Source organism: Serratia sp. P2ACOL2 (assembly GCF_003691565.1).
In the GTDB taxonomy this organism is placed as follows: domain Bacteria; phylum Pseudomonadota; class Gammaproteobacteria; order Enterobacterales; family Enterobacteriaceae; genus Serratia; species Serratia liquefaciens.
In genome coordinates this window covers 874,699-887,917 of sequence record NZ_CP033162.1, presented here as the reverse complement: position 1 = coordinate 887,917, position 13,219 = coordinate 874,699, and the positions used below count along the sequence as shown (strand labels likewise).

General features: G+C 53.7%; 12 protein-coding genes. 10 read left to right on the top strand and 2 right to left on the bottom strand.

Annotated features, from left to right (window positions below; all coding sequences use genetic code 11):
* The first annotated feature begins 323 nt into the window (after positions 1-323).
* From EBA31_RS04215 to EBA31_RS04180, 8 genes are all read left to right on the top strand, one after another.
* Positions 324-902 carry a lipoprotein gene (locus EBA31_RS04215; RefSeq protein ID WP_006319785.1) on the top strand — a complete coding sequence of 193 codons (579 nt, stop codon included), beginning with the start codon at positions 324-326 and terminating at the stop codon, positions 900-902.
* Positions 903-955: 53 nt separating this feature from the next.
* Positions 956-2,434, top strand: a complete 1,479-nt coding sequence (ampG, locus tag EBA31_RS04210; RefSeq protein WP_048759602.1) for a muropeptide MFS transporter AmpG — start codon at positions 956-958, stop codon at positions 2,432-2,434.
* Positions 2,435-2,873: 439 nt separating this feature from the next.
* Positions 2,874-3,821, top strand: coding sequence for a cytochrome o ubiquinol oxidase subunit II (cyoA, locus tag EBA31_RS04205; RefSeq protein ID WP_041414273.1), 948 nt, complete (start codon positions 2,874-2,876; stop codon positions 3,819-3,821).
* A 4-nt stretch (positions 3,822-3,825) separates the two neighbouring features.
* Positions 3,826-5,817, top strand: a complete 1,992-nt coding sequence (gene cyoB, locus EBA31_RS04200) for a cytochrome o ubiquinol oxidase subunit I (RefSeq protein ID WP_020825487.1) — start codon at positions 3,826-3,828, stop codon at positions 5,815-5,817.
* Positions 5,807-6,424, top strand: coding sequence for a cytochrome o ubiquinol oxidase subunit III (locus tag EBA31_RS04195; RefSeq protein WP_046374351.1), 618 nt, complete (start codon positions 5,807-5,809; stop codon positions 6,422-6,424). Before cyoB ends, EBA31_RS04195 begins: the two co-directional genes overlap by 11 nt.
* Positions 6,421-6,759 carry a cytochrome o ubiquinol oxidase subunit IV gene (locus EBA31_RS04190; protein ID WP_020825485.1) on the top strand — a complete coding sequence of 113 codons (339 nt, stop codon included), beginning with the start codon at positions 6,421-6,423 and terminating at the stop codon, positions 6,757-6,759. The genes EBA31_RS04195 and EBA31_RS04190 overlap by 4 nt, the downstream gene beginning before the upstream one ends.
* A gap of 17 nt (positions 6,760-6,776) precedes the next feature.
* Complete coding sequence (gene cyoE, locus EBA31_RS04185) at positions 6,777-7,667, top strand: heme o synthase (RefSeq protein WP_020825484.1); 891 nt, start codon at positions 6,777-6,779, stop codon at positions 7,665-7,667.
* 348 nt (positions 7,668-8,015) lie between these two features.
* Positions 8,016-9,380: an MFS transporter gene (locus EBA31_RS04180; protein WP_122077494.1), complete on the top strand. Its 1,365-nt coding sequence runs from the start codon at positions 8,016-8,018 to the stop codon at positions 9,378-9,380.
* 52 nt (positions 9,381-9,432) lie between these two features.
* Here EBA31_RS04180 and EBA31_RS04175 read toward each other — a convergent pair whose 3' ends face one another.
* Complete coding sequence (locus tag EBA31_RS04175; protein ID WP_020825482.1) at positions 9,433-9,924, bottom strand: YajQ family cyclic di-GMP-binding protein; 492 nt, start codon at positions 9,922-9,924, stop codon at positions 9,433-9,435.
* Positions 9,925-10,091: 167 nt separating this feature from the next.
* Here EBA31_RS04175 and panE point away from each other — a divergent pair, with 167 nt between their 5' ends.
* Both panE and yajL read left to right on the top strand, forming a co-directional pair.
* Positions 10,092-11,003, top strand: a complete 912-nt coding sequence (gene panE, locus EBA31_RS04170; protein ID WP_122077492.1) for a 2-dehydropantoate 2-reductase — start codon at positions 10,092-10,094, stop codon at positions 11,001-11,003.
* A complete protein-coding gene (gene yajL, locus EBA31_RS04165) occupies positions 10,966-11,556 on the top strand; it encodes a protein deglycase YajL (protein ID WP_020825480.1) in 591 nt (196 codons plus the stop codon). Before panE ends, yajL begins: the two co-directional genes overlap by 38 nt.
* Positions 11,557-11,589: 33 nt before the next feature.
* Here the strand turns inward: yajL and thiI are convergent, their stop codons facing one another.
* A complete protein-coding gene (gene thiI, locus EBA31_RS04160; protein ID WP_044548680.1) occupies positions 11,590-13,038 on the bottom strand; it encodes a tRNA uracil 4-sulfurtransferase ThiI in 1,449 nt (482 codons plus the stop codon).
* Between the last annotated feature and the right edge of the window lie 181 nt (positions 13,039-13,219).

Here is a 13,219-nt window from a genome sequence, read left to right as displayed (position 1 = left end):
TTCAATCTTAGCCGCTTTCGTCCCTTTTAGACCATTCCTCAGGTAAATTTCTCTTTTTTGCGGACAAAAAACGGTCAACATCCGCCGTCGCTTGAGGTTTATCTGATTGAGACGGCCAAAAAAGCATGTTTTTATCAACGGCAGGTAAAAATTTGTCACTCCATTGCGTTCTGCGCTTCCTCCGGCCGGCGGCGATGCTATGATGTCGACAATTTGTTGTTGGCTATCCCGCTCTGATTATTACAGAAAGCTTGCTCAAACCCGCTTCGTTAATCTTGGCAGTTTGCGGCGGCTTAAAATCCATCGAGAATGAGACAGTAACTATGTTAAAAAAACTTTGCCTTCCACTGTTGGCCGCACTGATGCTGGCCGGCTGTGCCACCAGCAGCAACACCCTCAATGTGACGCCGAAGATCGTCCTGCCGCAGCAGGATCCGACCCTGCAGGGCGTGACCATCAGCATTAACGGCGCGGATCAGCGTCAGGACCAGGCGCTGGCGAAAGTGAACCGCGACGGCCAGTTGGTGACGTTGACGCCATCACGCGATCTGCGCTTCTTGCTGCAGGAAGTGCTCGAGAAACAAATGGGCGCACGCGGCTACATGATTGGCGCTGATGGCGCAGTTGATCTGCAAATCGTGGTCAATAACCTGTATGCAGACGTCTCCGAAGGCAACCTGCGCTACAACATCACCACCAAGGCTGATATTTCTATTACCGCCCAGGCCAAAAACGGCAACAAACAGGTGAAAAACTACCGTTCAACCTATAACGTTCAGGGTGCCTTCACGGCAACCAACGAGAAAATCACTAACGCGGTCAACACCGTGTTGGGCGACGTTATTGCCGATATGGCGCAAGACACCAGCGTCAACGACTTCATCAAGCAAAACGCGCGTTAATCCGCGAACGCCTTGTGCCGCCCGAACCATCGGGCGGTGCAGACAGGGAACTCATGTCGAAACAGTATCTGAATATCTTTACCCAGCGTAATTCCGCCATCCTCCTGCTGCTGGGCTTCGCGTCGGGTCTGCCCTTGGCACTGACCTCCGGCACGCTGCAAGCCTGGATGACCGTCGAAAACATCGATCTGAAAACCATCGGCATTTTTTCGCTGGTCGGTCAGGCCTATGTGTTCAAATTCCTCTGGTCGCCCTTTATGGATCGCTACACCCCGCCCTTTCTCGGGCGGCGGCGCGGCTGGTTACTGATCAGCCAGCTGTTGCTGGTGGTGTCGATTGTGGCGATGGGCTTTATGCAGCCGGCACAGCACCTGTGGTGGCTGGCGGCATTGGCGGTACTGGTGGCGTTCTGTTCTGCGTCACAGGATATTGTTTTTGACGCCTATAAAACCGATCTGCTGAGCGCAGAAGAACGCGGCACCGGTGCCGCCGTCTCGGTATTGGGTTACCGGCTGGCGATGCTGGTGTCCGGTGGGTTGGCGCTGTGGCTGGCGGACCGCTACTTAGGCTGGCAGTCGACCTATTGGTTGATGGCCGGTTTGATGTTGATCGGTATTGTTGCCACCCTTTTGGCGCCTGAACCCGACGACAGCATTCCGGCACCGCGCACCATGGAGCAGGCGGTAGTCGCTCCGCTGCGTGATTTCTTTGCGCGTAACAATGCCTGGCTGATTTTACTGCTGATCGTGATGTACAAGATGGGCGATGCCTTTGCCGGCAGCCTGAGCACCACCTTCCTGATCCGTGGCGTCGGCTTCGATGCCGGTGAAGTCGGCTTGGTCAACAAAACGCTCGGCCTGTTCGCCACCATCGTCGGCGCGCTGTTTGGCGGCGTGCTGATGCAACGCCTCAGCCTGTTCCGTGCCCTGATGCTGTTCGGCATTCTGCAGGCGGTTTCCAATCTCGGCTATTGGATACTGGCGGTCACCGATAAAAACATCATGACCATGGGCAGCGCCATCTTCCTGGAAAACCTGTGTGGCGGCATGGGCACCGCGGCCTTTGTCGCGTTGCTGATGACGCTGTGCAACAAGTCATTTTCCGCCACCCAGTTTGCCCTGCTGTCGGCGTTATCTGCCGTCGGACGGGTATACGTCGGGCCGATTGCCGGATGGTTTGTTGAAGCACACGGCTGGCCACTGTTCTATTTATTCTCGATCGTTGCCGCGGTGCCTGGTCTGCTGCTGTTGCACCTGTGCCGTCAGACGCTGGAATATACTCAACGCACCGATAACTTCATGCCGCGTACCGAATTCCGCCAGTTTTACCGCTGGGCATTGCGCCTGCTGACGCTGGGCTGCTCCTTGCTGGGCCTGTGGCTGCTCCTGCTTATCACCAATGCGCTCGACTGGACCCTCTTGCCGAACCTGGCCGATCGGTTACTGCAGATGGGCGCCGCGCTGAGTCTGGTGGGTATTGCGATGGGGAGCCTGCTGGACTATCTGGCACTGCGTCGTACCCGGCTGGCCTGATCGAGTCGACCGGCCATCGTGCCGGTCGACAAAAACGCATCAGAGTGATGTATTTATTTAGTTAAAAAATATAATTCCCGTCCAAATTATTTTTTTATCCGAGTACGGCGCTCGGAAATAAAATTAAATTCACCTTTAAGACACAATTATTTTACATTAAATAAACCTTTCATTCGTATTTCAAAAAAGCGTTTTCACCTGAAAGATTCATCATACCTTTAGTTTTCCTTAACATACGAATTACCCGGAACGATTCAGCGCGCCAACGCGTTGTTGCCATTAGTAAATTGTCACGTAGCGTGACATCTGTGACACCCTTAACAGAAAGTGTCAACAAGGCGCTGACACTCCCTTAAGCATGTTTACAGTACTGCAACCTTCCCGTAAAATGCCCGCACACATGAAACGACAATAGAGCCTTTGTAATTGAGGTCGTTAGATGAGACTTAAGAAATACAATAAAAGTATTGGGATGTTGTCATTAATTGCCTCCACTGTAATGCTCAGTGGTTGCAATATGGTATTGATGAATCCCAAAGGAGCAATTGGTGTTGAGCAACGGACACTGATTATCACTGCAATCGCATTGATGTTGATCGTAGTGATACCAGTTATCTTTATGGCGTTCGCCTTTGCCTGGAAGTACCGTGCTTCCAACAAAGACGCCAAATACAGTCCGAACTGGTCACATTCCAACAAGATCGAAGCGGTCGTCTGGACCATTCCTATCATTATCATCGCCATCCTGGGCACCATTACTTGGAAGACTACCCACGAACTGGATCCGTTCAAGCCAATTGTCACTGACAAGAAGCCGATGACGATCGAAGTGGTGTCGCTCGACTGGAAATGGCTGTTTATCTACCCGGAACAAGGTATCGCGACGGTTAATGAGCTGGCCTTCCCGAAAGATGTTCCAGTCGAATTCAAGATCACCTCTAACTCGGTAATGAACTCGTTCTTTATTCCTCAGTTAGGTGGGCAGATTTATGCGATGGCCGGGATGCAGACCAAACTGCACCTGATCGGCAATGAAGCAGGCAAATACGACGGTATTTCAAGCAGCTTCAGCGGTCGCGGGTTCTCCGGCATGAAATTCACCGCCATTGTCACCCCAACCGAAGGCGACTTCGATCAGTGGGTTGCCAAGGTGAAAGCATCGTCGAATAACCTAAACGCCACCAGCGACTTTAACAAACTGGCAGAGCCGAGTGAAAACAACCCGGTCGAGTACTTCTCCAGTGTCAAACCGAATTTGTTCAAAGAAACTATTGGCAAATTCATGGGTGATATGGACATGCACAAAGGCGCTACCGCGCACGAAGGTATGGACATGAGCCAGGGTATGGACATGGGTGAACATGCTCACGCCGGAGCCGAGGAATAAACTGATGTTGGGAAAATTAACGATTGATGCGGTTCCGTACCACGAACCGATCATCATGGTCACCGTTGCTGCAATTGTTATTGGGGGCCTGGCACTGCTGGCGCTGATAACCTATTTCGGCAAGTGGAAATGGCTATGGAGCGATTGGTTGACTTCGGTTGACCATAAAAAAATTGGTATCATGTACATCATCGTGGCAATGGTTATGCTGCTGCGTGGTTTTGCCGATGCCATCATGATGCGTAGTCAGCAGGCGCTTGCGTCCGCCGGCGAGGCCGGATTCCTGCCGCCGCACCACTACGACCAAATCTTCACCGCCCACGGCGTCATCATGATCTTCTTCATGGCGATGCCTTTCGTGGTCGGTCTGATGAACGTAGTGGTACCTTTGCAAATCGGTGCGCGCGACGTTGCCTTCCCGTTCCTGAACTCCCTGAGCTTCTGGTTCTTCGTGGTGGGCGTAGTGCTGATCAACATCTCTCTGGGGGTTGGTGAGTTCGCGCAGACAGGTTGGCTGGCGTATCCGCCGCTGTCGGGCAAGGAATACAGTCCTGGCGTCGGGGTCGACTACTGGATCTGGAGTCTGCAGATTTCCGGTATCGGTACCCTGTTGACCGGTGTGAACTTCTTCGCCACCATTCTGAAGATGCGTGCTCCTGGCATGCCTCTGATGAAGATGCCGGTGTTCACCTGGGCGGCTCTGTGTACTAACGTCCTGATCATCGTTTCTTTCCCAATTCTGACCGTAACCATCGCGTTGCTGACCCTGGATCGCTATCTGGGCACCCATTTCTTTACCAATGATATGGGCGGCAACATGATGATGTACATCAACCTGATTTGGGCCTGGGGTCACCCAGAGGTGTATATCCTGGTTCTGCCGGTGTTCGGTGTGTTCTCCGAAGTCACCGCGACCTTCTCGAGAAAACGTCTGTTCGGCTATACCTCACTGGTATGGGCAACCATCGCGATTACCGTTCTGTCGTTCATCGTATGGCTGCACCACTTCTTTACCATGGGGTCCGGCGCGAACGTAAACGCCTTCTTCGGTATTGCCACCATGATCATTTCCATCCCTACCGGGGTGAAAATCTTCAACTGGCTGTTCACCATGTACCAAGGCCGCATTCAGCTCAACTCCGCTATGCTGTGGACCATCGGCTTCATCATCACCTTCTCCGTGGGTGGTATGACCGGTGTTCTGTTGGCCGTGCCGGGCGCGAACTTCGTGCTGCACAACAGTCTGTTCCTGATTGCCCACTTCCATAACGTTATCATTGGTGGTGTGGTGTTCGGTTGCTTCGCAGGCCTGACCTACTGGTTCCCTAAATCCTTCGGCTTCACGCTGAACGAAAAATGGGGTATCCGTGCGTTCTGGTTCTGGATCATCGGCTTCTTCGTTGCCTTTATGCCGCTGTATGCTCTGGGCTTTATGGGTATGACTCGTCGTATCAGCCAGAACATCAACCCAGAGTTCCACCCACTGCTGCTGGTAGCGGCTGGCGGCGCGGCTCTGATTGCCTGCGGTATCCTGTGCCAAGTGATTCAGGTGTTCGTCAGTGTGCGTGACCGTGAGCAGAACCGTGACCTGACCGGTGACCCATGGGGTGCTCGTACGCTGGAGTGGTCGACTTCGTCTCCACCGCCGTTCTATAACTTTGCCGTAGTGCCACAGATTCATGACCGTGATGAATTCTGGGACATGAAAGAAAAAGGCGTAGCTTATAAGAAACCGGCTAAATACGAACCGATTCATATGCCGAAGAATACCGGTGCCGGTGTGATTATTGCTGGCTTCAGCCTGGTATTTGGTTTCGCGATGATCTGGGACATCTGGTGGATGGCGATCGCTGCCTTCGTAGGTATGATCGTGACCTGGATTGCCAAGAGCTTCGATGAAGATGTTGATTACTATGTGCAGGTTGATGAGATCGAGCGCATTGAAAACCAACACTATGAACAAATCAGCAAAGCAGGCGTGAAACATGTCAACTGATACTCTGACTAACCATAACGCAGCCCATGCAGAGCATGGGCACCACGACGCAGGAGAGACCAAAGTCTTCGGATTCTGGATCTACCTGATGAGCGACTGTATTTTGTTTGCGAGCTTGTTCGCGACTTATGCAGTACTGGTGAACGGGACCGCTGGCGGTCCCTCTGGCAAAGACATCTTCGATCTGAAGTTTGTCCTGGTTGAAACCTTCCTGCTGTTGTTCAGCTCCATCACCTACGGTATGGCGATGATCGGCATGAACAAAGGCAAGGTTAGCAGCGTTAACACCTGGCTGTTCCTGACCTTCCTGTTCGGTCTGGGCTTCGTTGCGATGGAAATCTACGAATTCCATCACCTGATCGTTGAAGGCTATGGCCCGGATCGCAGTGCGTTCCTGTCCAGCTTCTTCGCGCTGGTTGCGACCCACGGTCTGCACGTAACTACCGGTCTGGTTTGGATCATCATCATGATGATTCAGGTCAGCAAGCGTGGCCTGACCGCAACCAACAAAACCCGTTTGATGTGCCTGAGCCTGTTCTGGCACTTCCTGGACGTGGTCTGGATCTGCGTCTTCACCGTTGTTTACCTGCTGGGGGTTATGTCATGAGTCATTCATCCCATGAAACTTCTCACGGCGGCGCAAGCCACGGTAGCGTCAAGACCTATCTGATCGGCTTTATTCTGTCGATCATCCTGACGGTGATTCCATTTGCGATGGTGATGAGCGGTACCGCCTCTCACTCAACCATCCTGGCGGTTGTTGTTGGCATGGCAGTGATTCAGGTCGTCGTTCACCTGATTTACTTCCTGCACATGAATACCTCATCGGAAGAGCGCTGGAACCTGGTGGCATTGCTGTTCACCGCTATGATCATCGGTATCGTTGTTGTGGGTTCACTCTGGATTATGTACAACCTCAACATCAATATGATGGTCAGTTAAGAGTCGAGCTGCACGTGATGATTAAGCAATACCTGCAAGTAACTAAACCAGGAATTATTTTCGGCAATTTAATTTCTGTCGTCGGGGGATTCCTGTTGGCTTCCAAAGGAAGCATCGACTATCCCCTGTTTCTCGCCACCCTGGTGGGTGTCTCGTTGGTTGTCGCTTCGGGCTGTGTGTTTAACAACTACATTGACCGCGACATCGACAAGAAAATGGAGAGAACGAAGAATCGGGTGCTGGTAAAAGGCCTGATCGCGCCGAGTGTAAGCCTGGTTTACGCTACCGCCCTGGGTATTGCGGGCTTTGCGTTGCTGTATATTGGCGCCAACCCGCTGGCCATGTGGCTGGCGGTGATGGGCTTTGTGGTTTATGTCGGCGTCTACAGCCTGTACATGAAACGCCACTCGGTATATGGCACGCTGATCGGCAGCTTGTCGGGCGCTGCACCACCGGTTATCGGTTACTGTGCGGTCACCAACGAGTTCGATGCCGGTGCGTTGATCCTGCTGGCTATCTTTAGCCTGTGGCAGATGCCGCATTCCTATGCGATTGCCATCTTCCGCTTTAAAGATTACCAGGCGGCCAACATTCCGGTACTGCCTGTCGTCAAAGGCATCTCGGTGGCGAAGAACCACATCACCGTCTACATCGTGGCGTTTATGGTTGCTACGCTGATGCTGACTTTGGGCGGCTATGCCGGCTACAAATACCTGATCGTCGCTGCGGCGGTAAGCGTTTGGTGGCTGGGGATGGCGCTGCGTGGTTACAAAGCCGAAAATGACAGCGTTTGGGCACGCAAACTGTTTGTGTTCTCGATTGTTGCCATTACCTCGCTCAGCGTGATGATGTCTATCGACTTCAGCGCTTCGGCCTCGCCGGAAACCTTGATGACTTACGTCTGGTAAGCCAAATCGTCTGTGAATGGGCCGCTTAGCGGCCCATTAAATTGATGACAAACACCCGAAAAACGTGGTTTTCGGATGTTTGGGGCAAGGCAGAGATATAATCCTTTGTTTCTATTAGTACTCAATGCATTACTACTAGCTACTGAGGTCTTTGTCCGCTCTCTATGGGCCGCTTAGCGGCCCATTTTATTTGTCTCGCAGAAAAACCGACGAACTGTAATATCTGCTAAACAACATTAGATTTACCCCCCCCTGCCCTTCACACTAAAATGACGCAGTTTTAACAGAAGCTATCCCATCAGGCGTTATCACCGATAACCTGACGGAATGGCTTTTAATGAGGTTTTAATGAACGATAATGCAATGACCCCGCTGGAACGACGGGCGACCTGGGGATTAGGAACGGTATTCTCACTGCGCATGCTCGGCATGTTTATGGTGCTGCCGGTACTGACCACCTACGGTATGGCGTTGAACGGCGCCAGCGAAACGCTGATCGGTATCGCCATTGGCATTTACGGCCTGGCGCAAGCGGTGTTCCAAATTCCCTTCGGCCTGATTTCCGACCGCATCGGCCGCAAGCCGCTGATTGTCGGCGGGCTGTTGATCTTCGCGCTGGGTAGCGTGATCGCCGCCGCCACCGACTCCATCTGGGGGGTGATCCTCGGCCGGGCATTGCAAGGTTCCGGCGCTATCGCCGCAGCGGTGATGGCACTACTGTCTGATCTCACCCGGGAACAGAACCGTACCAAAGCGATGGCATTCATCGGCGTCAGCTTTGGTATTACCTTCGCCATCGCCATGGTGGTCGGCCCGATAGTCACCCACGCTTTTGGCCTGCATGCGCTGTTCTGGATGATTGCCGTGCTGGCATTGGCCGGTATCGTCATCACCCTGGCGGTCGTGCCTTCCGCCAGCAGCCACGTGCTGAACCGCGAATCCAGTATAGTCCGTGGCAGTTTCAGCAAGGTGTTGAGCAATTCCCGCCTGCTGAAACTGAATTTCGGCATCATGTGCTTGCACATCTTGTTGATGTCCAGCTTCGTGGCACTGCCATTAGCGATGGAAAAAGCCGGTTTGGCGCCCAGCGAACACTGGATTGTCTATCTGATCACCATGCTGGTGTCTTTCGCCGCCGTAGTGCCGTTTATCATCTATGCCGAAAAGAAGCGCCGCATGAAGCAGGTGTTTATGGGCTGCGTGGCGGTATTGTTCTGTGCTGAAGTGCTGCTGTGGCTGTCCGGCGCGCATCTTTGGGGCATTATTGCCGGCGTTCAGTTGTTCTTTATGGCGTTCAACGTGATGGAAGCGATCCTGCCTTCCCTGATCAGTAAAGAGTCGCCGGCGGGCTATAAAGGCACGGCGATGGGGGTTTACTCCACCAGCCAGTTTATCGGCGTGGCAATTGGCGGCAGCCTGGGAGGCTTTCTGTACGGCCTGCAGGGCGCGGGATTGGTCTTTATCGCCGGGGCAGTTTTAGCCGCCATCTGGTTCATGGTCAGCAGCACCATGCAGGAACCGCCGTACGTGAGCAGCCTGCGTATTACGCTGTCGGAACTGGCAGTGAAAGACTCGGCGTTGGAAAGCCGCCTGAAGGCCCAGCCGGGTGTAGCAGAAGCGATTGTGGTGCCGGAAGAGCGCAGCGCCTACGTAAAGGTCGATACCAAGCAAACCAACCGCGGCCAGTTGGAAGCGCTGGTGAATTCGCTGTAAAGAAAAGGGCCGGCAAGCCGGCCCCATCAATATATTCTTCTTGGCGAAAGGATCAGTCGCGGAAGTTTTTGAACTGGAAAGGCTGCCCCAGATCGGCACCGCGCACCAGCGCCATCACGCCCTGCAGGTCGTCGCGTGATTTACCGGTTACCCGTACTTCATCCCCTTGGATTTGCACCTGAACTTTCAGCTTGCTGTCTTTGATCAGCTTGACGATTTTCTTCGCCTGGGCGGCTTCAATACCCTGCTTCAGCTTGGCTTCCACACTGTAGGTTTTACCGCTGTGGGTCAGCTCTTCGGGGATCTCCAGCGCGCCGCCGTCAATGCTGCGCTTGCTGAGTTTTTCACGCAGAATATCGAGCAGCTGCTGCACCTGAAAATCAGATTCGCTGGCAACCTTGATGCTTTCGTTTTTTTCGTTCAGCTCAAAGCTGGCCGGCACGTTACGGAAATCCCAACGGGTGCCAAGATCGCGCGTGGCGTTCTCAACGGCGTTACGTACTTCTTGCATATCAATTTCGGAAACAATGTCGAAAGATGGCATACTTCTTCCTCCTGAATTAGAGCCTAATGCGATAGGCGATTTCGATGCCGAGCATGATAACCGCTTTAGCGCCTCAGACAAAATTTGCCGGCCCCGCCGCGCAGCAGAAAAGTCTATAATTATAGGATAGATACTGGGCGTTCTTTCCGTTACCCCAAGGAGTCTGGATGAAAATAACTGTTCTTGGTTGCGGCGCGCTCGGACAGCTGTGGCTCTCCCGGCTTTATCAGCAGGGCCACGACGTACAGGGATGGTTACGAGTACCGCAACCCTTTTGCGCAGTGAACGTCATTGAGCCTGAAGGCCTCTCGTTCAACCGTAATTTGCCCACCAACGATCCTGAACATCTGGCCCAGAGCGAACTGTTGCTGGTCACGCTAAAAGCCTGGCAGGTCTCTGGGGCGGTTAGCGCCCTGCTGCCGAAGCTGCACCCGCGTTGCGCCATCCTGCTGCTGCATAACGGCATGGGCACGCAGGACGAGCTGCCGCCGAACAACCAGCCGATACTGCAGGGTACCACCACCCATGCGGCACGCCATGACGGCAGCACTATTATCCATGTTGCCGGCGGCACCACCCATATCGGCCCGACATCTCCGGCGGCGACTTCGCTCAGCCACCTGGCGGAAGTGCTGCATCAGGCACTGCCTGACGTCGCCTGGCACAACAACATTGCCTCGGCGAACTGGCGCAAACTTGCGGTCAACTGTGTGATTAATCCGTTAACGGCCCTGTATAACTGCCGCAATGGCGATTTGCAGCGCTATCCGGAACAAATTGAGATTATCTGCCGTGAAGTCGCCGGCGTGATGGCGATGGAGGGTTACCATACCTCCTGCGAAGGCTTACAGCAGTATGTGATGGAGGTGATCCAGAGCACTGCGGACAACGTCTCTTCGATGCTGCAAGATATCCGCACTCAGCGGCATACCGAGATCGACTACATTACCGGCTATCTGCTGCGTCGCGCACGCAGCCACGGCGTGACTCTGCCGGAGAACGCGCGACTGTTTGAATTGATTAAGCGAAAGGAAAATGAATATGAGCGTATCGGCGCTGGTCTGCCTGGCACCTGGTAGCGAAGAAATCGAAGCCGTCACCACGATAGATCTGTTGGTTCGGGCGGGCATCAAAGTCACTACAGCCAGCGTAGCCGGCGATGGCGACCTGACCATTGTCTGCTCACGCGGCGTCAAGCTGCTGGCAGATGCGGCGCTGGTGTCTATTGTCGATGATCCCTTCGACGCTATAGTGTTACCCGGCGGCCTGAAAGGTGCCGAGTGTTTCCGCGACAGCCCGCTGCTGGTGGAGAAAGTGCGTCAGATGCATCTGCAGGGCAATATCGTCGCCGCCATTTGTGCCGCACCCGCGCTGGTGCTGCAACATCACGATCTGTTCCCCGTCGGCAATATGACCGGCTTCCCGGGGCTGAAAGAACAGATCCCGGCCGATAAATGGATGGAACGACGTGTGGTATACGACGCGCGCGTTAATCTGCTCACCAGCCAGGGGCCGGGAACTTCGATGGAGTTTGCGCTGAAGCTGATTGATCTACTGCTGGGGAAAGCCAAAGCGGCGGAGATTGCCGCTCAACTGGTCTTGATTCCGGGGATGTACGACTTTCGCGATTAAATCACAGGGGCGGTTTACCCGCCCCTGGATTGATTACGGACGGTAAACCTTGACGTTGCTGTAGCCCTGCTCCAGCAAATACAGCGCCTGCAAGCGGCTCATCACGCCACGTTCACAGTACAGCAGGTAGGTTTTGCTCTGGTCCAAATCGCCAAACTGGGTGCTGAGTTTGTAGAACGGCAGCGGTTTCACCTCAACCTGATCCAGCTTCAGCGGCTTGTCTTCCTGCTCGTCATTAGAACGAATATCCAGAATCACCTCGTCAGCGCCAAACGCCGCCACGGTTTCCACTTCGGTAACCTGTTCCTGCGTCTGCTCGGCGATGGTGCGAATGTCCACGTTCTTGGCTTCGCTGACCACGCGATCGAGAATGCTGAAGTCAAAGTGAGCTTCTTCTTCTTCGATTTTGGCTTTGACCGCCTTCACCGTCGGGCTTTTCGAGATCACGCCGCAGTATTCCGGCATAGTCTTGGCGAAGTCTTCGGTGCCAATCTCACGCGCCACTTTGATGATGTGCTCTTTGTCGTGGGAGATCAGCGGACGCAGAATCAGCGTATCGGATGCGTTGTCGATCAAACGCAGGTTAGTCAGCGTTTGGCTGGAAACCTGTCCCAGCGCCTCACCGGTCACCAGAGCCTGCACGCCGTAACGCTCCGCTATCTGTGAAGCGGCGCGCACCATCATGCGCTTAAGCACCACGCCCATTTGACCGTCTTCGACCTTCTCGAGGATCTCACCGACCACAGGTTCAAAATCGATGGCGATAAAGCGCACCTTGTGCGAACTGGCAAAACGGTTCCACAGGTAGTGAGCCACCTGCCGCACGCCAATTTCATGTGCGGCGCCGCCCAGGTTGAAGAAGCAATAATGCACGCGGCAACCACGGCGCATCAGCATATAGCTGGAAACGCCCGAGTCGAAACCACCGGAAATCAGCGACAGCACGTCTTCCTGAGTGCCCACCGGGTAACCGCCAATGCCTTCACGACGGGCTTTGACCAGCATCAGCTTGTCGTCTTCGATTTCCAGGTTAACCGTCACCTGCGGGTGCGACAGTTTAACGCGCGCGCTCTCAATGTGCTGGTTCAGACCGCCACCGACGTAACGCTCAACGTCTTGCGAATTGAAGTCCTGCTTGCCGCGGCGCTTTACGCGCACGCAGAAAGTTTTCCCCTGCAGTTGCTCGCGGTAGGCCTCCAGCGTCTGCTCAAAAATATGGTGGATATCGGTATAGTCGCGGTCTTCCACTTCCAGAATGTGGTGAATGCCGGGAATGCGCGTTAACGCGTCGGCAATTACCGGCCGCTGGTTTTCATCTTTGGCGCGAACTTCGATATGATCCCAGTGACGGACGACCGCCAGTGTTTCATCATACTGCTTCAGGACGTTACGGATACTGGTCGAGAGGATCTTGATAAAGCGCAAGCGCACAGATTGGCTCTTGATGGTGATTTCCGGGAACAATTTAATGATAAACTTCATGGCGGTCTTTATTGTCAGAATTACGAGGGAAAAGGATTTACAATGTATATGCGATTGATAAAACCCACGGGGTTGCCGAATGTTTTATCAATCGCATTTGCGGCGCAGAGTATATCACTATCTGGTGAGCCTCGGTGCACAAAACCACACATGCGCGCCATGATTTGCCAATCAAGATCCG

Excerpts from the sequence above, each read along its gene's own strand:
- EBA31_RS04215 (WP_006319785.1), top strand. The coding sequence starts at position 324 with ATGTTAAAAAAACTTTGCCTTCCACTGTTGGCCGCACTGATGCTGGCC.
- ampG (WP_048759602.1), top strand. The coding sequence starts at position 956 with ATGTCGAAACAGTATCTGAATATCTTTACCCAGCGTAATTCCGCCATC.
- cyoA (WP_041414273.1), top strand. The coding sequence starts at position 2,874 with ATGAGACTTAAGAAATACAATAAAAGTATTGGGATGTTGTCATTAATT.
- cyoB (WP_020825487.1), top strand. The coding sequence starts at position 3,826 with ATGTTGGGAAAATTAACGATTGATGCGGTTCCGTACCACGAACCGATC.
- EBA31_RS04195 (WP_046374351.1), top strand. The coding sequence starts at position 5,807 with ATGTCAACTGATACTCTGACTAACCATAACGCAGCCCATGCAGAGCAT.
- EBA31_RS04190 (WP_020825485.1), top strand. The coding sequence starts at position 6,421 with ATGAGTCATTCATCCCATGAAACTTCTCACGGCGGCGCAAGCCACGGT.
- cyoE (WP_020825484.1), top strand. The coding sequence starts at position 6,777 with ATGATTAAGCAATACCTGCAAGTAACTAAACCAGGAATTATTTTCGGC.
- EBA31_RS04180 (WP_122077494.1), top strand. The coding sequence starts at position 8,016 with ATGAACGATAATGCAATGACCCCGCTGGAACGACGGGCGACCTGGGGA.
- EBA31_RS04175 (WP_020825482.1), bottom strand. The coding sequence starts at position 9,924 with ATGCCATCTTTCGACATTGTTTCCGAAATTGATATGCAAGAAGTACGT.
- panE (WP_122077492.1), top strand. The coding sequence starts at position 10,092 with ATGAAAATAACTGTTCTTGGTTGCGGCGCGCTCGGACAGCTGTGGCTC.
- yajL (WP_020825480.1), top strand. The coding sequence starts at position 10,966 with ATGAGCGTATCGGCGCTGGTCTGCCTGGCACCTGGTAGCGAAGAAATC.
- thiI (WP_044548680.1), bottom strand. The coding sequence starts at position 13,038 with ATGAAGTTTATCATTAAATTGTTCCCGGAAATCACCATCAAGAGCCAA.